This is a genomic window from Lysinibacillus canaveralius (assembly GCF_047301505.1).
GTDB lineage: Bacteria > Bacillota > Bacilli > Bacillales_A > Planococcaceae > Lysinibacillus_B.
The window spans coordinates 359,894-380,178 of record NZ_CP154840.1; the positions used below are offsets into that span (position 1 = coordinate 359,894).

Annotated in this window: 18 protein-coding genes, 1 pseudogene and 1 riboswitch; of the genes and pseudogenes, 14 read left to right on the forward strand and 5 right to left on the reverse strand. The window is 41.0% G+C overall.

Annotated features, from left to right (window positions below):
• Positions 1–143: 143 nt before the first annotated feature.
• A complete protein-coding gene (locus AA0Y26_RS01900; RefSeq protein WP_413364619.1) occupies positions 144–629 on the reverse strand; it encodes a QueT transporter family protein in 486 nt (161 codons plus the stop codon).
• Between the two features lie 6 nt (positions 630–635).
• Positions 636–680, reverse strand: a riboswitch (PreQ1 riboswitch).
• A gap of 322 nt (positions 681–1,002) precedes the next feature.
• Between AA0Y26_RS01900 and AA0Y26_RS01905 the strand changes: the two genes are divergently transcribed.
• The 3 genes from AA0Y26_RS01905 to AA0Y26_RS01915 are packed head-to-tail and all read left to right on the forward strand — an operon-like array spanning position 1,003 to position 3,854.
• The gene (locus AA0Y26_RS01905) at positions 1,003–2,010 is read left to right on the forward strand and encodes an ABC transporter substrate-binding protein (RefSeq protein ID WP_413364621.1); all 1,008 of its coding nucleotides are present in this window, start codon (positions 1,003–1,005) and stop codon (positions 2,008–2,010) included.
• A gap of 19 nt (positions 2,011–2,029) precedes the next feature.
• Positions 2,030–3,067 (forward strand): ABC transporter permease, encoded by a 1,038-nt coding sequence (locus AA0Y26_RS01910; protein WP_413364623.1) that lies wholly within the window; start codon positions 2,030–2,032, stop codon positions 3,065–3,067.
• The gene (locus AA0Y26_RS01915) at positions 3,060–3,854 is read left to right on the forward strand and encodes an ABC transporter ATP-binding protein (RefSeq protein WP_413364625.1); all 795 of its coding nucleotides are present in this window, start codon (positions 3,060–3,062) and stop codon (positions 3,852–3,854) included. Before AA0Y26_RS01910 ends, AA0Y26_RS01915 begins: the two co-directional genes overlap by 8 nt.
• Before the next feature lie 478 nt (positions 3,855–4,332).
• Here AA0Y26_RS01915 and ilvA read toward each other — a convergent pair whose 3' ends face one another.
• Positions 4,333–5,598: a threonine ammonia-lyase IlvA gene (gene ilvA / locus AA0Y26_RS01920; RefSeq protein ID WP_413364627.1), complete on the reverse strand. Its 1,266-nt coding sequence runs from the start codon at positions 5,596–5,598 to the stop codon at positions 4,333–4,335.
• A gap of 270 nt (positions 5,599–5,868) precedes the next feature.
• Between ilvA and AA0Y26_RS01925 the strand changes: the two genes are divergently transcribed.
• The 11 genes and pseudogenes from AA0Y26_RS01925 (at position 5,869) to AA0Y26_RS01975 (ending at position 17,258) form a co-directional block, all read left to right on the forward strand.
• The gene (locus AA0Y26_RS01925; RefSeq protein ID WP_413368007.1) at positions 5,869–7,215 is read left to right on the forward strand and encodes an L-cystine transporter; all 1,347 of its coding nucleotides are present in this window, start codon (positions 5,869–5,871) and stop codon (positions 7,213–7,215) included.
• A 517-nt stretch (positions 7,216–7,732) separates the two neighbouring features.
• Positions 7,733–8,485 (forward strand): TerC family protein, encoded by a 753-nt coding sequence (locus AA0Y26_RS01930; protein WP_413364629.1) that lies wholly within the window; start codon positions 7,733–7,735, stop codon positions 8,483–8,485.
• 147 nt (positions 8,486–8,632) lie between these two features.
• Complete coding sequence (locus AA0Y26_RS01935) at positions 8,633–10,267, forward strand: YceG family protein (RefSeq protein ID WP_413364631.1); 1,635 nt, start codon at positions 8,633–8,635, stop codon at positions 10,265–10,267.
• Positions 10,268–10,352: 85 nt separating this feature from the next.
• Positions 10,353–10,970, forward strand: coding sequence for a TerD family protein (locus AA0Y26_RS01940; protein ID WP_413364633.1), 618 nt, complete (start codon positions 10,353–10,355; stop codon positions 10,968–10,970).
• A gap of 20 nt (positions 10,971–10,990) precedes the next feature.
• Positions 10,991–11,572 carry a TerD family protein gene (locus AA0Y26_RS01945; protein ID WP_413364635.1) on the forward strand — a complete coding sequence of 194 codons (582 nt, stop codon included), beginning with the start codon at positions 10,991–10,993 and terminating at the stop codon, positions 11,570–11,572.
• A gap of 13 nt (positions 11,573–11,585) precedes the next feature.
• The gene (locus tag AA0Y26_RS01950) at positions 11,586–12,164 is read left to right on the forward strand and encodes a TerD family protein (RefSeq protein ID WP_413364637.1); all 579 of its coding nucleotides are present in this window, start codon (positions 11,586–11,588) and stop codon (positions 12,162–12,164) included.
• A 100-nt stretch (positions 12,165–12,264) separates the two neighbouring features.
• A complete protein-coding gene (locus AA0Y26_RS01955) occupies positions 12,265–13,380 on the forward strand; it encodes an HpcH/HpaI aldolase/citrate lyase family protein (protein WP_413368009.1) in 1,116 nt (371 codons plus the stop codon).
• A gap of 12 nt (positions 13,381–13,392) precedes the next feature.
• Positions 13,393–14,649, forward strand: a pseudogene (locus AA0Y26_RS01960) (phosphoribosyltransferase family protein); the annotation flags it as partial.
• Between the two features lie 75 nt (positions 14,650–14,724).
• Positions 14,725–15,807: a cysteine protease StiP family protein gene (locus tag AA0Y26_RS01965; protein ID WP_413368011.1), complete on the forward strand. Its 1,083-nt coding sequence runs from the start codon at positions 14,725–14,727 to the stop codon at positions 15,805–15,807.
• Complete coding sequence (locus AA0Y26_RS01970; RefSeq protein ID WP_413364639.1) at positions 15,804–16,598, forward strand: HAD family hydrolase; 795 nt, start codon at positions 15,804–15,806, stop codon at positions 16,596–16,598. The genes AA0Y26_RS01965 and AA0Y26_RS01970 overlap by 4 nt, the downstream gene beginning before the upstream one ends.
• 33 nt (positions 16,599–16,631) lie before the next feature.
• A complete protein-coding gene (locus AA0Y26_RS01975; RefSeq protein WP_413364640.1) occupies positions 16,632–17,258 on the forward strand; it encodes a TerD family protein in 627 nt (208 codons plus the stop codon).
• A 60-nt stretch (positions 17,259–17,318) separates the two neighbouring features.
• On the opposite strand, the gene AA0Y26_RS01980 is transcribed toward AA0Y26_RS01975, so the two are convergent.
• From AA0Y26_RS01980 to AA0Y26_RS01990, 3 genes are all read right to left on the reverse strand, one after another.
• Positions 17,319–18,668 carry a YjiH family protein gene (locus AA0Y26_RS01980; RefSeq protein ID WP_413364642.1) on the reverse strand — a complete coding sequence of 450 codons (1,350 nt, stop codon included), beginning with the start codon at positions 18,666–18,668 and terminating at the stop codon, positions 17,319–17,321.
• A gap of 295 nt (positions 18,669–18,963) precedes the next feature.
• Entirely contained in the window at positions 18,964–19,674 is a 711-nt protein-coding gene (gene bshB2 / locus AA0Y26_RS01985) for a bacillithiol biosynthesis deacetylase BshB2 (protein WP_413364644.1), read from the reverse strand.
• 15 nt (positions 19,675–19,689) lie between these two features.
• Positions 19,690–20,040: a YojF family protein gene (locus tag AA0Y26_RS01990; protein ID WP_413364646.1), complete on the reverse strand. Its 351-nt coding sequence runs from the start codon at positions 20,038–20,040 to the stop codon at positions 19,690–19,692.
• Positions 20,041–20,285 lie beyond the last annotated feature (245 nt).

Consider the following 20,285-nt stretch of genomic DNA (forward strand, 5'->3'; position numbering starts at 1 on the left):
TTGTAAGGGGTAAATGACGATAAGTCAATATTTTCAGAAAATATAAGGCTATAAAAAACGAGCGGCTCTAAAATAGAACCGCTCGTTCAGCTAGGGGCATAGAACATAGGGCGCTCAGGAATAACCCCTTTCATTAATTTATATTAAATTAACTTTTTGAAGTGTAAACGGCTGTTTAATAGGTACATAATCGGTGTACCAATTGCCAATACGACAAATTCGCCAATCGCGCAGAATAGCCAAGTTTCCCAGAAAGGAAGCTCCAGGGCTAGATTCAGCTCGAAAGCAATAATGAACATTGTAAATGTAAATAAGAACGTATTAATGATGAGACGAGCCCATATATTTTTGACGTATTTACAAATAAGAATGAATAGTCCGAGCGTAATCAGTGTGTGCCCAACGCCAAAGATGACATCTAGAATACCGATTGTAGAAAAGAGGGAGTTTGAAATAAATACACCCAATACGACACCGACCATATAGCGCGGATTAAAGGCAATCAAATGATTAAAAATTTCTGCAAGGCGGAATTGTACTTGCCCGAAGCTAATTGCAGAAAAGACCATTGTGATGACAATATAAAGCGCAGCAATAATGGCACTTGTCGCTAAAAACTTAACTTTCATATGAAATTCCTCCTAGTTTTTTTACGTGGGATGGTTGCGAACCACGTGTTTTTAGCACAGAGTAATATTTTAATATAGCAGAAGCGGGGCGTCAAATAACAGAAGATCATTCAAAATTAATTGTTCTATTATTAATTTTTAGAAAATTGACAAAATATTATTTTGATAAAAAAATAGTCTTTTTTTATTTTTTACATTTTATATAGCATAAAAATATTAATTAAATAAACAATGAGTAATGCTATCTAATCTGAAAATTCATAATCTTATTGACTATCTGAAAATATGCATGTAAGATAGCGATACATTCACACTTTGGTAAGTTGAATCGGTAAAGCATAAAATAGAGAAATAGTTCTAGGGGGACTTTAGAATGGCATTAACATGGAAGAAAGTTTCATTTTTATCATCGGCTGCACTTGCTTTAATGCTTGCGGGATGCGGTGGTGATTCAGATTCTGCGACTGATCAGGAGAAGACAGGATCATCTTCTGATAATACAGAGAAATATGTCATTGGGGTAACGCAAATTGTAGAGCACCCATCACTTGATGCAGCATATGAAGGATTCCAAAAGGCACTTGAAGATGCAGGACTTGAAGTGGAGTATCAATTTAATTCAGCAAGCGGTGACAGTAGTCAAACTGTTACTATTGCTCAAAAATTAGTAGGTGATGGGGTTGACTTAATCTTCGCAAACTCTACACCATCTGCCCAAGCTGCAAAATCTGCGACAGCTGATATTCCAATCATTTTTACATCGGTAACAGATGCGGTTGGGGCTGAATTAGTGGCATCTATGGAGGCACCGGGTGGTAACGTAACGGGAACAGTTGACCTGCATCCTGATACAATCGCTAATACAGTTACATTTTTAAAGGATGAGCTTGGCGCAGAAAAAGTAGGTACGGTGTATAACACAGGTGAGCAAAACTCAATTGCACAAGTGGAGCAAGTAAAGCAAGCGCTTGAAGCAGAAGGAATTGAATTGGTGGAAGCAGCTGTATCGACATCTGCTGAAGTAAAGCAGGCAACAGAATCATTGCTTGGTAAAGTCGATTCTCTATATATTATCACAGACAATACGGTTGTATCAGCACTTGAGTCGGTCATCGACGTAGCAAATGCCAATAAATTGCCATTGATGGTAGGAGAAATGGATTCTGTAGCGCGTGGTGGTCTAGGTGCTTACGGTTTTGAATATTTCGACATCGGCTATGAGGCAGGAGAAAAAGCAGTTCAAATCCTGAAAGAAGGAAAATCTCCAGGTGAAATTCCGGCAACATACCCTGGTAATCTGAAGCTGGTAATTAATAAAGCGGCTGCAGAGAACCTAGGGCTTGAAGTGAAAGAATCTTGGAACGCAGAGATTAGTGAATAATAAAAGGGGATGATTCAACATGTTTACAGCTCTATTTGGTTCTGTTGAGCAAGGGATCATCTATGCAATTATGGCGCTCGGAGTGTATTTGACATTCCGAGTGTTGGATTTTCCGGATTTAACGGTTGATGGCAGCTTTGTAACAGGTGCAGCCACAGCAGCGATGATGATCGTGCTTGGTTATAACCCGATCGTTGCTACATTGGTCGCAATAGTAGCTGGATTTATTGCAGGATGTATGACAGGACTTTTACACACAAAAGGAAAGATAAATCCGCTGTTATCAGGGATTTTAATGATGATTGCATTGTATTCCATTAACTTACGGATTATGGGGATGACGCGTGATGGGGGAGCGGGCGTATCGAACGTACCGCTGCTGAATACGGATACTATTTTTACTATGTTCCAGAGCTTCTGGAGCAGCCTGGGCATTGATGAAGCTATCAGCAATATGCTTCGCGCAACGGGCCTTGAGTCAGTACCTACAACATATGGGACTGTGTTAGTCGTTCTTGTTATTACGATAATCATTAAGTTTATTGCTGACTGGTTCTTAAAGACAGAAGTCGGTCTGGCAATCCGAGCCACGGGTGATAACAAACGAATGATTCGCAGCTTTTCTGCCAATACGGATGGACTGATTATTTTAGGGCTTGGCTTGTCGAATGCGATGGTCGCGTTTGCAGGGGCACTCATTGCTCAGTACTCGAAATTTTCCGATATTCAAATGGGTGTGGGGATGATCGTAATCGGGCTTGCCTCAGTTATTATTGGAGAAGCAATCTTCGGAACGAAAACGATTGTGCGCACGACATTTGCAGTAGTGGCTGGAGCTATTATTTACCGAATGATTTATGCATTTGCACTGCGTATTGACTTCCTGGATACAGGCGATATGAAACTAATTACAGCATTTATCGTTATTTTGGCATTAGTGGCGCCTCAAATGTTAGATAAACAGAAAGAAAAAAAGAGAAAGGCGAAGCGTATTGCAGAACGAAATGCTGCACATATACCGGCACCTGTAAAGCAAGGAGGCAACCCGCTTGCTTAAATTAGATAAAATCAACAAAATTTTCAATGAAGGCACTCCTGATGAAAAGGTTGCCCTGGAGAATATTAACCTTCGTCTAGCACCCGGTGACTTTGTTACAATCATTGGGAGTAATGGTGCAGGGAAATCGACAATGATGAACATGATTTCCGGTGCTCTTACGCCGGATTTTGGTTCCGTTATGATTGATAACAATGATGTAACAAGGTTTCCGGAATATAAGCGTTCTCATTTTATTGGTCGTGTGTTTCAAGATCCGATGGCTGGTACAGCTCCGGCTATGACGATTGAAGAAAATCTTGCGATTGCGTATTCACGCAATCAAAAGCGTGGTCTCCGATTTGGGGTGGATAAAAAGCGCCGCGACTTTTTCCGCACTTCTTTGGAGCGGCTTCACCTAAACTTGGAAAACCGTCTAACGGCTAAAGTTGGTCTGTTATCTGGAGGCGAACGTCAGGCATTGAGCTTATTAATGGCAACATTTACAAAACCATCTATCCTTTTGCTGGATGAACATACGGCAGCCCTTGACCCTTCACGAGCAGATTTAATTACAAAATTAACGAAAGAGCTTGTCGAAGCAGATAATTTAACTACATTAATGGTTACACACAATATGCAGCAAGCCCTTGACCTTGGAAATCGCCTGATCATGATGGATAAAGGCCAGATTATTCTAGAAGTCGGCGAAGACAAAAAGCCGGGGCTGACTATTCCTGATTTGATGGCGGAATTCGAGCACATCCGCGGGGAAAAGATGAATTCAGACCGTGCATTATTAGGGTAATAAATATGGTATGTAAGCGTCCTAGCTGATAGGGCGCTTTTTTGAATAGATAAGAAAGTGCAGTGTAGAATTGTTCGGACATTTGTGCCAAGTTTTTTCTTATATGCAGGAATTGGCGAATAATGAAGAACAGGGTAAATGGAATAATTACCCGGGAAATAAATTTCGCCAAAATTTTCATTTTGCAGAGAAACTGCCGTACTGATAGAGAATAGGCAATAATGACAGTTATCTGTCATACGCACAGGGTTTTCGGCAATAGGACAAATAATGTTACAAATTAAATAGATGTTTTATTTATATTGCAGGACAACTCAGTTTCATGGTTTAGGTCGCCGACAGAATGATGTTATTTGAAAATCCGCTGATAAAATGAGTAGAATCGCCGGTAAATTTTAAAAATCGCCGGTAAATGTGTAAAAAACGCTGATAAAATAAAGGCCCATAAAAAAACCCCCTATATGGTAGGGGGAACTTTTTATATGAGCAGCCCGAATAAAGTGCTGTCTTTATTTACTTCTTTATATTCAAAGCCGTTTGTCTTCATCCGTTCAAGGAGCTCTGGATAGTCTGAGCAGTTAAGTACTTCGATTCCAACAATGGCAGGACCGCTTTCTTTATTATTTTTCTTCGTATATTCGAAGTGTGTGATATCATCTGTAGGACCCAGCACTTCCGTTAAAAATTGGCGAAGCGCACCGGCACGCTGTGGGAAATTGACAATGAAGTAATATAGCAATCCTTCATATAACATCGACTTCTCTTTGATCTCCTGCATACGACCGATATCATTGTTTCCTCCCGAAATGATAAGGACGACAGATTTGCCTCGAATTTGGTCTGCATAAAAATCAAGCGCTGCTACAGGTAAAGCTCCTGCCGGTTCAGCTACGATTGCATGCTTGTTATATAAATCTAAAATAGTTGTACATACTTTTCCCTCTGGTACAGAAATTACATCGTCTAAATAATGCTGGCATATAGTGTACGTCTCCTGACCTACACATTGAACTGCCGCACCATCCACGAACTTGTCAATCCCATCAAGGGAGGTAGGTCCGCCTTTCGACAACGCTGCCTTCATACTCGCTGCGCCCGCGGGCTCTACACCTACTACACGGGTTTTAGGAGAAAGGTTCTTCACGTAAGCAGAAACCCCGGCCATCAAGCCGCCTCCGCCGATGCTGCCGAGAATAAAATCAATTGGCTCTTCAATATCATTCATAATTTCAACAGCTACTGAGCCTTGCCCAGCTATTACATCTAGGTCATCAAATGGATGGATGAAAATCATATCATGCTCATCACAATACGCAGTAGCACTAGCTGCTGAATCGTCGAATGTATCGCCGGCAAGAATAATTTCCACGTAATCGCGTCCGAACATGCGAACTTGGCCGATTTTCTGCTTTGGGGTAGTTTTTGGCATAAAGATTTTGGCATGGATTTTCAAGTGAGCACATGCATAAGCAACTCCTTGGGCATGATTGCCGGCACTTGCACACACAACCCCTTTTTCACGTGCCTCTGCCTCAATTTTTTTTATTTTATAATAAGCCCCGCGCAGTTTGAATGAGCGCACATGCTGCAGATCTTCACGCTTGAAGTAAATGGTTGCACCGTACTTTTCGGACAAATATTCATTTTTTTGAAGCGGGGTATGCACCACAACATCTTTTAAAAAGTGATGGGCAATCAGCACGTTTTCCACCGCGACAGTTTTTTGTTGAGCAACTTCTTCCATCTATATGTAACCTCCATATTCAAAACATTGACTCATTTTATCATAAAATTCAGAAAAAATGTCTCTAGAATTCCCTTTATTCTAATAATTTAAAAAATGTTCATAATGAAAGCGCTCTATTCGAGCTTTTTAATAAAATTTAGTCTAACTATAAATCTTACCTGTTTTGTATGAATTGTGTAGAGGTCTGCATATGATAGCAGAAAATGTTTAGGAGGAAGCTAGGTGAATATTATCATACTGATCAATGTGGGGTTACTGCTGGTATTAATGGCTGTACTTTATAGTCTGAAGAAAAGAGGCGTCAAATTTTCGATTCTTGTATTGATCGGCCTTGGATTTGGTGTAGTCCTTGGAGCAGCATTACAGCTTCTCTATGGTGCCAGCTCTGAAGAAATTGTTAACAGTATGCCATGGTATAACATAGTAGGAAATGGTTATGTAAAATTGTTGCAGATGATTGCTATACCACTTGTATTCATTTCCATTTTAGCAGCTTTTACAAAGATGGCAGCTGGAGGAAATTTAGGAAAGATGGCCCTGTTAATTTTAGCGTTACTGATCGGTACCACCGCTATATCGGCAGTAATAGGAATCGGAACAACGGTCGTATTTGATTTACAGGGAGACCAGATTATACAGGGAGAAGAAGAATTGGCCCGGGGAGAGGCATTGGTTGAGCGTGCTGAAACGATGCAGGGGGCAACCTTGCCGCAGCAGATTTTAGAGCTGTTCCCAGCCAACCCATTTTATGATTTAACCGGTGCTCGTGCTACTTCTACTATTGCTGTTGTTATATTTGCAGCATTTCTAGGATTTGCTTATCTTCAACTTGCACGTAGAGAGCCGGATAACGCTGCAGCGATTACAAAGGGTATTGATGCTCTTCATGCATTAATCATGGGAGTAGTACGTATTGTACTGAGACTCACACCGTACGGCATCCTTGCGATTATGGCAAGGACTGTAGCGACAAGTGATTTTGACGCTATTTATGCGTTAGGCAGATTTGTAGTAGCCAGTTATGCAGCACTTTTCATTGTGTTCATTATCCACTTACTTATTTTGTCTGCTGCAGGTTTGCGTCCGCTCACATATGTGAAAAAAACAGCGGAAACCTTGTTGTTTGCCTTTACTTCCCGGACATCGGCGGGTACGCTGCCGATGAATATTCAGACGCAGACAAAACGGCTCGGTGTACCAGAGGGAATCGCAAACTTCTCCGGCTCATTTGGCCTATCTATCGGCCAAAATGGATGTGCGGGGGTGTACCCGGCTATGTTAGCTGTAATGATTGCCCCTATGGCTGGAATTGACCCCCTTAATCCAACATTTTTGGCCTCTGTTGTGTTGATAGTAGCCATTAGTTCGTTTGGTGTTGCAGGAGTAGGCGGGGGTGCCACTTTTGCCGCCATTCTCGTTCTCTCGGCATTAGATTTACCTCTGGCACTTGCAGGTATTCTCATCTCTGTTGAACCATTAATTGATATGGGGAGGACAGCATTAAACGTAAGCGGCTCTATGACAGCCGGTGTAACCACTGCACGGCTTACAGGAGAGCTGGATATGCAGGTGTATAATGCACCTGCCGATGAAAGGCCGCTAGTGGAATCGTGAGTGTAAGATAGGAAAGTGAAAAGTACGATACGCCTATTACTTAAATATATTCTTTATTTAAAAGCATTTTTTTATTATATAAGATGATGCTTTAGGAAAATACTATAAATAGCTGGCTATTATAAAAAGCTGGAGAAGCAGTGTACACCGCTTCTCCAGCTTTTTTTAGAAAGGATTAACTATAGGGCTGTAAAGGGAATAGAGAAGTGCTATGTATTGTCCTAAATAGAGAATACGTGCACCAAAAATGTAGAAGCTTTTCCTACATAATTTGAATCACTAAGTAGGGCAGTAATGTGGTGAAGGATTGCCGGCAATCTGTTGTATAAAGTTTATCAGTATAGAGGAGAGCGATGATCAGACGGATAGTATAATTGATGTAATGTTTCTAATTACTTAATTAGGTAAATTATTTTCTAGTTATTTACAAGCTGGTGGTTTTGAAAATAAATATATACTACTATTTAAATACGCTCTAGTAAGTAATTTTCAGCGAAATATAAGGTGGGGATTAAATTTGGACGTTATTAATCAAATATTACACACATATGCGTTGTTTTTTGATTGGCATATGTGGGTTGAAGTATTGACAGACCCTGTCTCCTGGGGGCTTATTTTTTCATTAGTGATCATTGAGGGGCTTTTATCAGCTGACAACGCCCTTGTTCTGGCGATTCTCGTGAAACACTTACCAGAAAAACAGCGTAAAAAGGCATTGCTTTACGGATTGATCGGGGCTTATTTCTTCCGCTTTTTGTTTATCGGAATTGGTGTATATCTCGTGAAATTCTGGTTTATCAAGTTATTGGGTGGAGCCTACCTGGCGTGGATTTCTATTTCTCATTTCATTAAAAAATCGAATGATGGAGAGGAAGGAAAGGAATTTAATAAGCAGAGCTGGCTTGTACGGGTATTTGGTGTTTTCTGGGCGACAGTCATTTCTGTTGAACTAATGGATATTGCCTTCTCTGTTGACTCCATTTTGGCGGCATTCGCTATTTCAGATAAAGTATGGGTACTGTTAATCGGCGGGATGATTGGGATTTTAATGATGCGTACTATTGCTGGATTTTTCGTTACATTAATCGATAAAATTCCGGAATTGGAAACGACAGCGTTTATTTTAATCGGAATCATTGCGTTGAAGATGCTGCTGAGCATCGTAGGAATTCATATCTCTAATTATGCATTCTTCGCTATTTTAATTATCGCGTTCGCTGTTACGATTCTTATTCATTTTGCGAAAAAGGGAAAAGAACGTACATTGTAATGATAAGGGGGCTTCTTAATAAGCCTCCTTTTTTTGCCGAGGAAAAAGTTGTAAAAAAATTCAGACGTTAGAAGAGCGATTCATACTCTTGTCGTATAAAATAAAGTATAATTTAAATGAATTTGCTAAATAAAAGAGGTGAGCCTAGTGATCATATTTCAACCACTCGATTATACTGACCCGTCAGCACAGCAATGGGAGAGTATCATTACGCAACCGTTAGCATCGAGACCTATCTATACAAAAACCGGTACAACAATTCAATACACGCGAATCGCCCAGGTTATGCTCGGTATTTTCGACGATGAGCATACGATGAAGGAATATTTATATAATCTGAAATCATTGCCGATTGGCTGGACGTTACTGTTTGATTCTTTACCGAAAGCAATCGATGCTGAGACACGAACAGAGATTGTAAACATCCTACAAATACATAAACAGTCGCCGTTATCCTTAAACCGAATGCTGGCTTTTTTTGCAGCCCGGCAATTACTTCCTTTGACGGCCACGCCATACAAGCAGCAGATGGTAGATGCTTTTAAAAAATGGCTGGAGCTGATGGACCAAAAATATCCTAGACTATCCCATCCCAATCTTCAACGCATTTTCTTAGATTTAGTGAAATGGTCAAAGCACTATTTCCCTCTTTGGATGCAGGAAGTGCAATTTGAGGAACAGATGCCAAAAATCCTTTGGTATGGACCGATGACGGAAAGTGAGGCATATTTCGTTTACTTCCTTTATTTGTTCGGGTGTGATGTTGTAATTTTTGAACCTACAGGAGAAAATCCATTAGAGAAGTACGGTCTTTTTGGAGTGCCAGCAACAAAGCTTGCGACTACGAGTATATTATTTGAGTTTCCTCATGAAAAGCCGCTTCAGGTTCAGACGGTAACAGCGCGGACGTATGAAACAATGAAACAAAACTTCTATGAGTCTTCAAAACTCAATTATCCGTGGAAATACCTTGACCATGAAACACGTGCAGTCATGCTGAATACGACCTATGATGAAATGTTCATCGTTAGCGAAGCGAAAATGGAGCACAGGGAAGGATTCGATGCGGATGATGAATATGTATATCTTCCAGTCATCTTTGGAAAAATAGACGGGGTCGCAGCGAATTTGCAGGAATATGTAGATCAGCTGAAACGATTGAAAGAAAACCCGCTTTCTCAAATCATTCATACATTCCCATTGATTGAGCCGCAGCGGGCGAACATGCAGTACTATGTTCAGGATGCGAGCACAAATGGGGAGCTGGATGCTGAGAAAATGATTGAGATGCGCAATTGGCCATACAAGGAGCTGCCAGTCGCGAACCAGCGCAATATAGCAAAAACAATTATCCGTTTAATCGATTTGAAAATCGTGGAGCGGCTGCCGCATGAATCAGATGTGGACTACAAGGGGTATATTATGGGGCAGCTATTCAAGCTGCAGGAAGAAACACTTCGGCTTTACCGTCAATTTGACTATAGCTACGAGAACCCGAAATACGTTTTGTTCATTGAAGAAGATGCAAAGATGCAGCGAGGGGATGCTGTTTTATTAGTATTTTTAGCGTTTTTAGGGTTTGATGTTTTTATTTTCTCACCAGGCGGAAGCACGAATATCGAGCTCTTTCTGACTGAGCCGCTCGTGATGACACATAGACTGGAAAAAATCGAATTCCATCTAACATTAAAAGAAATTTTGCAGGAAAAGAAAGCACCGAAAGAAACTAAACGTCTTTCCTTAAAAAATATTCTTGATCGGATGAAGCGCAGAGACTTTTAAAAGGTGGAGCATTTTTTGGAAATGCGTTATTAGAAATGGTAATATTTAATTGTTGGATAATTTGAACGGAAGGAAGTGTGCTCGATTGGTAGTAAATCTTCAAAAAGGTCAGCGTGTTGATTTAACAAAAGGAAACGCTGGATTAAGTAAAATCGTCGTTGGACTCGGCTGGGATCCGGTTGAACAAAAAAGCGGCGGAGGCGGCTTTTTAGGCGGTCTTTTCGGAGGCGGAGGCAGTTCAAAGCCCAATATCGACTGTGATGCATCTGTTTTAATGCTGCAAAATGATAAGCTTGCTCGTCAGGAGGATGTTGTCTACTTTGGCAGAAAAGCGAGTGCATGCGGGTCAGTCGTACATTCAGGAGATAATTTAACTGGCGATGGGGATGGCGATGATGAAGTAATCACAATTAATCTAAGTGCCGTGCCAGCGCAATTTAATAAATTAGTATTCGTAGTGAACATTTATGAGGCGCAAAGCCGTCAGCAGCATTTCGGTATGATTCGTAATGCGTATATCCGTGTCTTAGAGCCGGGGACAAATAATGAATTAATTCGCTATAATTTATCGGAAGATTATCAAAATCAAACAGCCCTTATTACGGGGGAAATTTATCGTCATAATAACGAATGGAAATTCGGTGCAACAGGTACCGCTACGCAGGATAAGAAGCTTGGCGAAGTCTGTGCCCGATTTACATAATAAAAAGGGGGAAGTAAAAAATGGTAATTTCATTAGCAAAAGGTCAAAAAGTTGATTTAACGAAAACAAATCCAGGTCTGCAAAAAGTGATGATTGGTTTAGGCTGGGATACAAACAAATATGATGGCGGAAACGACTTCGATCTTGATACGTCTATTTTCCTGTTGGATGAAACAGGGAAAGTAAAAGATCCAAGCGACTTCGTTTTCTATAACAACACAACGGGTGGAAACGGATCAGTTGTCCACTCAGGAGATAATTTGACAGGCGACGGCGATGGCGATGATGAAGTAGTATATGTGACATTGAATGAAGTACCATCTACTATCCAAAAAATTACATTCACTGTAACAATTCATGATGCGGAAAGCCGTAATCAAAACTTCGGTATGGTATCGAATGCCTTTATCCGTATCGTAAATGATGCTAACGGACAGGAAATAATCCGTTATGACTTAGGTGAAGATTTCTCTATCGAAACAGCACTTGTAGTAGGTGAATTATACCGTCATGGTGGAGAGTGGAAATTCTCAGCAATCGGTTCTGGCTATCAAGGTGGTCTTGCTGCCTTATGTAACGACTTTGGTTTACAGGTAGGGTAAGAGGAGGATTCATATGGCAATTCAATTAAGCAAAGGGCAGCGTATTGACCTGACTAAAAATGATCCATCCCTACAGCGAATTATCATTGGTTTAGGTTGGGATGTAAAGAATTTCGACGGCGGCCAGGATTTTGACTTGGATGCATCTGTCTTTATGCTTGGAGCAGATGGAAAATGCCGTAATGATTTAGACTTTATCTTCTATAACAACTTACAAAGTACAGATGGTTCCGTCATCCATACAGGAGATAACCGTACAGGTGAGGGAGACGGAGACGATGAGCAGATTAAAGTCGATTTATCGAAAGTTCCGTCTTCTGTAGACCGTATAGCGTTTACGGTAACAATCCATGATGCAGAGGCACGCCGTCAGAACTTTGGCCAAGTTACTAATGCATTTGTACGATTGGTAAATGAAGATACAAATAACGAAGTGCTCCGTTTTGACTTAGGGGAGGATTTCTCTATCGAAACGGCAGTCGTGTTCTGTGAGCTGTATCGCCACAATCAAGACTGGAAATTCAATGCGGTAGGATCGGGCTATCAGGGCGGATTGGCTGCTTTAGTCCGAGCATACGGTTTATCAGTGTAATTAGCTTCTCATTTTGCTCACTTTAATAAAGTACAAAGGAGGCCGTTCCGAAAGGGGGCGGCTTTTTCTTTTCAAATGGAGGTTTTATATGCGTTTTTTTATGGGACTACCTCAAGAAAATCTAACGACTATTTTTTATAAGCAGCCTACCCTTTTTTCAAAAAATACTGCTAGGGAGTACCTTGCTTATTGCTTGGGAGCCGCTCTATACATGCCCGCTACAAAGCCGAGGATTGCACAGGATTTAATTATCAGAAAGTTCCCTAATTTGACATCGGTCGTTATTGATTTGGAGGATGCGGTAGGTGATTTACATGTAACAGCCGCATTAAACAATTTACATGAAACATTTGAAATATTAGCAGCTGCGATTGAACAAGGAGCAATTACCCACGATGAGTTGCCATTATTATTTGTAAGACCGCGGAACCCTGAGCAATTAGGGGAGGTAACATCCTTGCTCGGTTCACTACAGCACTATTTGACAGGCTATGTATTTCCGAAATTCTCTGTGCATAATGCCGATGCATATCTAGGAGAGCTGGCAGCGCAAAGAACTAAGGGGTATTTACTTTATGGAATGCCTATTTTAGAGACGAGCGATATTTTATATAAAGAAAAAAGACATGATACCCTGCTGACGATCAGAGAAAAATTGATTAAGCATTACGATGCTATTTTAAATGTCCGTATTGGTACTACTGATTTCTCAGGTCTTTATGGAATTCGCCGTACCCAGCAAACAAGCCTCTATGATATTGTCATTGTAAGAGACTGTTTAGCTGATATTTTGAATGTTTTTGGAAGAAGCGAGAATCCATTTGTTCTATCTGGCAGCGTGTGGGAATATTTTGATTCCCCGATGTCTCAAAATTATGAGGTAGGCAATATGCTGACAAGAAAAATGACAGCAACTACCGAGGGACTGATCAGGGAGATACAGCTAGATCGTTTAAATGGATTGATTGGTAAAACCATCATTCATCCAACCCATATCAATATAGTAAACGCCATGCATGTGGTTACGCATGAAGAGTATCTGGATGCACTAGATGTTATGGGAAATCAGGCAGGGACAGTAGGCGTTCAAAAAAGTGAATATGCAAATAAAATGAATGAAATGAAACCTCACTATGAATGGGCCCGGAAAATACTCATCCGAGCAGAGGTATATGGCGTATTTCATCCACAGAGCCAATTCAACGACTTACTATAGGAGGAGGTTCATATGTACTCAGTATTGGAGAAGCTTTATGTAGACACAACAATCCGAGAAAATCCGTATCACTTTGACCGTGATATCCTCTTTGATGTAGCAGCACGAATCAATAAAAAGCGCCCATTTTTGTTTGTTAGCAAAGTCTTAGGAAAGCATTTGGCCGTGCAGCCACAAATTCCATTGCTTACGGGCGCTCTGCTGGCAATGCGCTTTGCTGAAACTTCATTGCAGGTAAAGCATCCGTATACAGAAAAAACTGTTCACGCTATAAAATCCAAGTCAGGCTTGGATGTACTGCATGAGGTTTGGGAGCATCCAATCAAGCTTCCAGAGAAACATCTTATTATTGGTTTTGCAGAGACAGCGACAGCATTGGGGCATGCTTTTTTCCGTGCCTGCGATCATCGCGCATCCTATATTCACACAACCCGGGAAGAAATTTGCGGTATGGAACCGATTATCCGGTTTGAAGAAGAGCATTCCCATGCGACAAGTCATCGTATGTATACGGAAAATGAAAATCTATTAATGGAACATCGACATATTATCTTAGTAGACGATGAAATTTCTACTGGAAAAACGAACTTGAATATTATCGACCAATTGAAGAAAGCGTATCCTCATCTTGCGCATTTCACTGTCGTCTCCATATTGGACTGGCGTAATAAAAGCCAGCGTGCAGCCTATGATGAACAGGCTGAAAAGCTGGGCATTACATTAAATGTTGTATCCTTAATGACTGGGGATATGAATGTGGAGGGAGCTGTAGAAGGGCAGGAGAAACCTATAAGACGGGAATCTGAGCCTGTAGCAATCGAGCAGCTGGACTATGTACTTCCATCTGTTCTTTCTTATCATTCCTTCAGTGAGGATGGCTCAATTTGTACAGACCCTTACTATAGAGGAACAGGGCGCTTCAGTATTACGAAAGAAGAAGAATTCGTTATTGAGCAGGAAGTCGAGGCTTTGAGCGCATCTTTAAGCGATAAACGCAACGGAGGAAAGGTACTGGTAATCGGTACAGGTGAATGCATGTATATACCGATGCAGATTGCTGCTCGTCTTGGGGAAGACGTTTATTTCCAATCTACAACTCGCAGCCCTATCTATTCACATGAACAAACGTTGATCTATAATAAGTTTCAATTTGAAAGTCCTGAAAATGCGGGGGTCACAAATTATTTATATAACATTTCTGAAGGAAGCTATCAGGAGATTGTAATTGTTCTGGAACGCTTAGCCAGCAGGAAGGGGCTAGAGGAGCTGCTTGCTTCTTTAAGTGTGGTCGGTGCTGAAAGGATTACACTTGTAAAGCTGACGAAAAGTACACCTTTACCTGATATGAAATCAAGCTATAGCAAGGAGGATGTAACATTTCTGCTGCGCGATGTCAGCCATATCAAAATGGAAAAAGACACAGAAGAGCGTGAACGATTAATTCAGCGTGGGACTCATTATGCGGAAATGCTGCCGGTAGAATTTCATCCGAATGAACAATATATGAAGCTTTTTTATGAAACGCTTCATGCTTATGCAGCTCGTATTGCAACAGCTGTTGGAGTGGTGGCAGAAAAAATCATAGCAAACAAACCGCTTGGGGACATAGTTCTCGTAAGTCTTGCTCGTGCCGGAACGCCGGTCGGTATTTTGATTAAGCGTTACTACTCCTATAAATATAAGGTGGATATACCGCACTATTCAGTTTCTATAATCCGGGATCGAGGAATAGATGAGACGGCCCTTCTCTACATATCGAAGCAACATCCGCAGGGACACATCCAGTTCATAGATGGTTGGACTGGAAAAGGGGCGATTACGAAGGAGCTTGTAAAATCATGTGAAACTTTTAATAGAAAGTATAATAGGCAGCTGGATGCTACGCTTGCTGTATTGGCAGACCCTGGTCATTGTGCCGGTATTTACGGTACGAGGGATGATTTTTTAATTCCTTCAGCCTGTTTGAATTCAACGGTTTCCGGGCTTGTAAGCCGTACCATCCTCAATCCGAAGTTTTTAGAAGAAGGAGATTTCCACGGGGCAAAGTTTTACGATGAATTGATTGATGCTGATGTATCGAACGAGTACATTGAGAAAATTGTTTCGCATTATGCATCCACACAGCAGGATGTATATGCAGCACTTAACATAACCTCAAACGAAGCGCCGACATGGAAAGGGTTAGAATCGGTTGAAAAAATCAAAAAGGATTTTGGCATAACAAATAGCAATTACATCAAACCAGGTGTTGGTGAAACGACAAGAGTGCTGCTGCGGCGCGTTCCATGGAAAATTCTTGTTAACCCGCAGTTCAATCAAGATTTGCAGCATATCTATTTATTAGCAGAGGAACGTGGTGTACCAATCGAAACCTATAAAGATATGAGCTACTCATGCTGCGGTCTTATTAAGGAGATGGGAAAATGAATGTATTCACTACAGATTTAGACAGGACCTTTATCTTTTCAGAACGAACAGTGAACCGATTGGCAGAAGAGCTTGTCTGTATTGAGCAATGGGAAGGTCGTGACCTGTCCTATGTGTCCAAAGCTTTGCTTGACTATGTAATGAATATTGAAGAAGACACTTTAATTATCCCGGTAACGACGAGAGCATTGCGGCAGTATGAACGTATTACGTTATTCACCGATTCTTATAAACCTTCGTTCGCTATTGCTGCGAATGGAGGCGTTGTCATGAAAAATGGCGTACGTGATAGGGAATGGGATGAAATAGTAAAAAAAGAGCTGCAAGCAAGTGTCCCATTTGCAGAAATGGAGCGCATGTTCCAGAAGCAGTGGCAGCATTCGATGTTTCAACGCTTTACCGAAGCGGACGGGCTGTTTTATGTGCTGATGATGGATGTAGAACGGATAGAGTGGACATGGCTGGAGGAGCTTCAGCAGGAGATGCGAAAAGTCGGCTGGAACAGCTATGTGAACGGCCGGAAATTTTATGTACTGCCGGAAACGCTGACAAAGGAACATGCAGTTGAATATGTGTTGAAAGATATTCCTTATAAGACGCACTACGCAGCAGGGGATTCCATCATGGATTTAGGAATGCTGGAAATGGCCGATGTAGCTTTTACACCGATGCATGGAGAGCTTTATAAACAGCGGGGTGATAAGCTGAAGGCAACAATTGTTTATGAAGAGGGTGTGCGCTTCACAGAAATGATTTTAGGTGAAATCTGTGGTAAATCAATTGTGAAGTAGAGTTTCATTTGATTATGCAACGGGGGTGGGAAAATGGTTAATTTAAATAAAATTGAATTAACGAAAAAAGGGCAATCCGTTAATCTTGAAAAGAAAAATGCAGGAATTGGTCAGATTAACGTCAATCTGAATTGGAATCAGCAAATTCAAAAACCGAGCGGCGGCTTTTTATCTTCTTTATTTGGCAGTAAGAACAACAGCATCGATCTTGATTTAGGCTGTTTATTTGAATTGAAGAACGGTGACAAGGGGTGTGTGCAGGCACTGGGTAATTCCTTTGGGAACTATCGTGAATGGCCCTATATTGAGCTGGATGGGGATGATCGTACAGGTTCGGTCAGCAATGGAGAAAATCTTCGCATTAATGGCGACTTTCTTACGGAAATCAAACGCATTGTCATATTCTCTTTCATCTATCAGGGAGTGACAAATTGGGCGCAGGCGGACGGTGTAGTGACGCTTTCCTATGAAGGCGGGCAGGATATTGTTGTACCACTCGACGAACACCGCTCTGACATGGGAATGTGTGCCATTGCCATGATTGAAAATGTTAATGATGAGACATTTAAGGTCGAACGGCTTGTTGAATATTTTAATGGCCATGAGAAACTGGACCGAGCATACGGCTGGGGAATGAATTGGACGCCTGGGAGAAAATAGGCAGAGTTAGTAAGAGAGCAAAGTAAAAGGTTCGAGCGATTAATCGCTCGAACCTTTTGCTTAGAATAAAATATGTGCAATGGCTGCAACAATCGGAATAGAAATGATTGTACGAATGAGGAAAATAATAAATAGATCCCATAGCTTCAGTGGAAGCTTTGTTCCTAAAATTAATCCCCCAACTTCCGACATGTAGATTAATTGGGTAACAGAAACTGTGGCAATAAAGAAGCGCGTTAATTCTGATTCAATACCTGCGCCTAAAATGGATGGTAACAGCATATCTGCAAAGCCAACGATCATCGTTTGAGCTGCTTCTCCAGCTTCAGGAATTTGCAGAAGAGCTAAAATCGGCTCAAACGGCATGCCCAATAGTTTAAAGAAGCTAGTAAATTCAGCAAGTACTAATGCAATCGTACCGAATGCCATAATAACAGGCGTTACAGCAAACCACATTTCCAGTACGTTTTTAAAACCACCGCTGATGATTTTCACTAAATTTTTGTTAGATTCTGCTTTTGATAAGGCGTTATGCAATCCAAAAGTGAATGTATTGAAATTTTCTGGTACATCTTCAAAATTTTCAGGAAGCTTCGATCCATCAATGAGTGTATCGGCTTTTCCTCGTAACGGGAAAATACGCGGCATGATAACTGCCAAAAGAAGGCCAACAAAAATAACCGAACTATAGAATTCTATGAAATAGTTGTTCAAATCAATTGTTTCTAATACAACAAGACAGAAAGTGATCGATACGACCGAGAATGTAGTAGCAATCACAGCTGCTTCACGGCCAGTATAATTTTTATCCTCATATTGCTTTGCTGTTAATAATACACCGATTGTTCCGTCGCCTACCCATGACGCTAAACAGTCAATTGCTGCACGTCCTGGAATTTTAAAGATCGGGCGCATGATTTTCACCATCATAGAGCCAAAGAACTCCAGTAAACCGAAGTCAGTCAATAATGGCAATAATAGACCGGCAAATAAGAACAGCGTAAACATTAGCGTGACTAGACCGCCGTCAGGAGCGATTAATAGACCTGCTGTATTATCAGAAATAAAACTCTCAGGACCTACTTGGAATAAGTACATCCCTGCAAAAACAACAGCTAAAACACGCATGATTGTCCAGAACCAATGGACACGGAATAGGCCATCCATTAATGTGCGCGGTCCCTTTTGCGGTATAAAATGCATCACAATTGAACCGAGTGCTGCAATAATAAATACAATAAATGCAAACCAATGAATAACAGGTGTTACTTTTCCTCCAAGCCAGTTCGCCAATATAGCGATTGGTACCTTCAATCCATCATCCGTTGTAATCGGGGTAATAAATAAGAATACACCAACAGCCGATAAAACAAGGAAAAGAAACCACGTATAAGCCGAAAATTTCTTCATATATAGTAACCTCTTTATCATGTATATTTGAATATTTATACACTATATATTCTTTATATACAATTGTCTACTGTTTTTGCTAAAGACGAATTATTCAGATAATAAAAATGAATACGATTTGTATACACCTTTAGAAAATACTGGGTTAATGTATAGAGTATACCCTTTATAAAGGGCTAATAAACGATTTATCGGCAATCGAAATACGTATCAGAAAAGTAAAATAAATGTATAAAAAAACGTATATTTGTATATGAAAAAAGCGAGCATTTCAAATGCTCGCTTAATAAAGCGGTTATAAAGATGCACTATTAATAGATTGGTCTACTTCATCTTCAGGCTGTATGATATAGAATTTTTCAACATTCAGCCAGCTTTCGCTCATTGGCTGTCCTTCTTCCACGCGCTTTGTCGTTTCTGCCATCATCCAGGCAGTTTGGGAAGTATGAGCTTGAAGCGCCTTTAATTTATCCAGCTTCACGCTGCTGACATCTAAGTTAATCGTTGCTTCACCGAGTTTTTCGATTGTATCATTTGCAAAAGCAACACCCCAGATTGTTGGGCGCTGCTCTTTCGGCATGCGGCGGACAGCTTCGACTACTGCACGAGCTGTAGCTTCATGATCTGGATGCACAGCAAAACCAGGGTAAAACGTGAAAATCAATGAAGGGTTCAGCTCTTCAATTAAATCACTGACAAGCTTCACCATCTTTTCGTCGTCTTCAAATTCAATCGTCTTGTCACGCAGTCCCATCATACGTAAATCCTTAATGCCCATTGCCTCGACTGCGGCTTTTAATTCCGCACGACGAATTTCAGGAAGAGATTCACGTGTTGCAAATGGCGGGTTACCGAGGTTGCGTCCCATTTCACCAAGTGTAAGGCAAGCGTATGTAACTGGTACGCCCATATTCGCATATAAGCGGACTGCTCCTGCACAAGAAAATGCTTCATCGTCCGGATGTGGGAATACGAGTAAAATTTGACGTTCTTGTTCTACTATCATCAATCATTCACTCCTTTAGTATGAAAAAGGCGTCTCGCTAATTTCCAGTGCGATTGCCAGCTTCCCTGTATAATCTAGTCCGGCCATCAATAGTCGGCCTCTCTCGTCAAGCTCGAAGTGGGTGATGCCTTGAGCGTATACCCAGCCATGCTCCATTTTCAAACCTACCCGGTGAGGAGTGTCTCCTACCACTTTCCCAAGTTCATAGCGTATACGTGCGTTACGTATAAATGCGCCGGCGTTGAACACATTCTCGTTAAAATGTGTAGCATAAGCGCCGTTTGTCGTTTCTAGATGGATGTATACTTCTTTGTTCGCAAAAGAATTAAGCAACTCCTGGAGTTCTTTTACCTCTACTTCCTTCACTCTTAACTCTCCTTTCGAATCTGTTTAACTATAAGTATAGTCAAAAGCTTTTGAAGGTGGGTAGTGAAAAGGTGCGAAGCATGTAAAAATTTTCTCTATGCTTGCTAAATGGCGTAGTATTTTAGCTGCCTCTTCTAATAAAAAATGCAAACAAAACCTGAGTTTTGTTTGCATATGTCACTTTACTAGCGGGAAAATGATAGAGCAGGGACGGGCGTAAGAGAAAAAGTGTTGCCCTTTGCTAA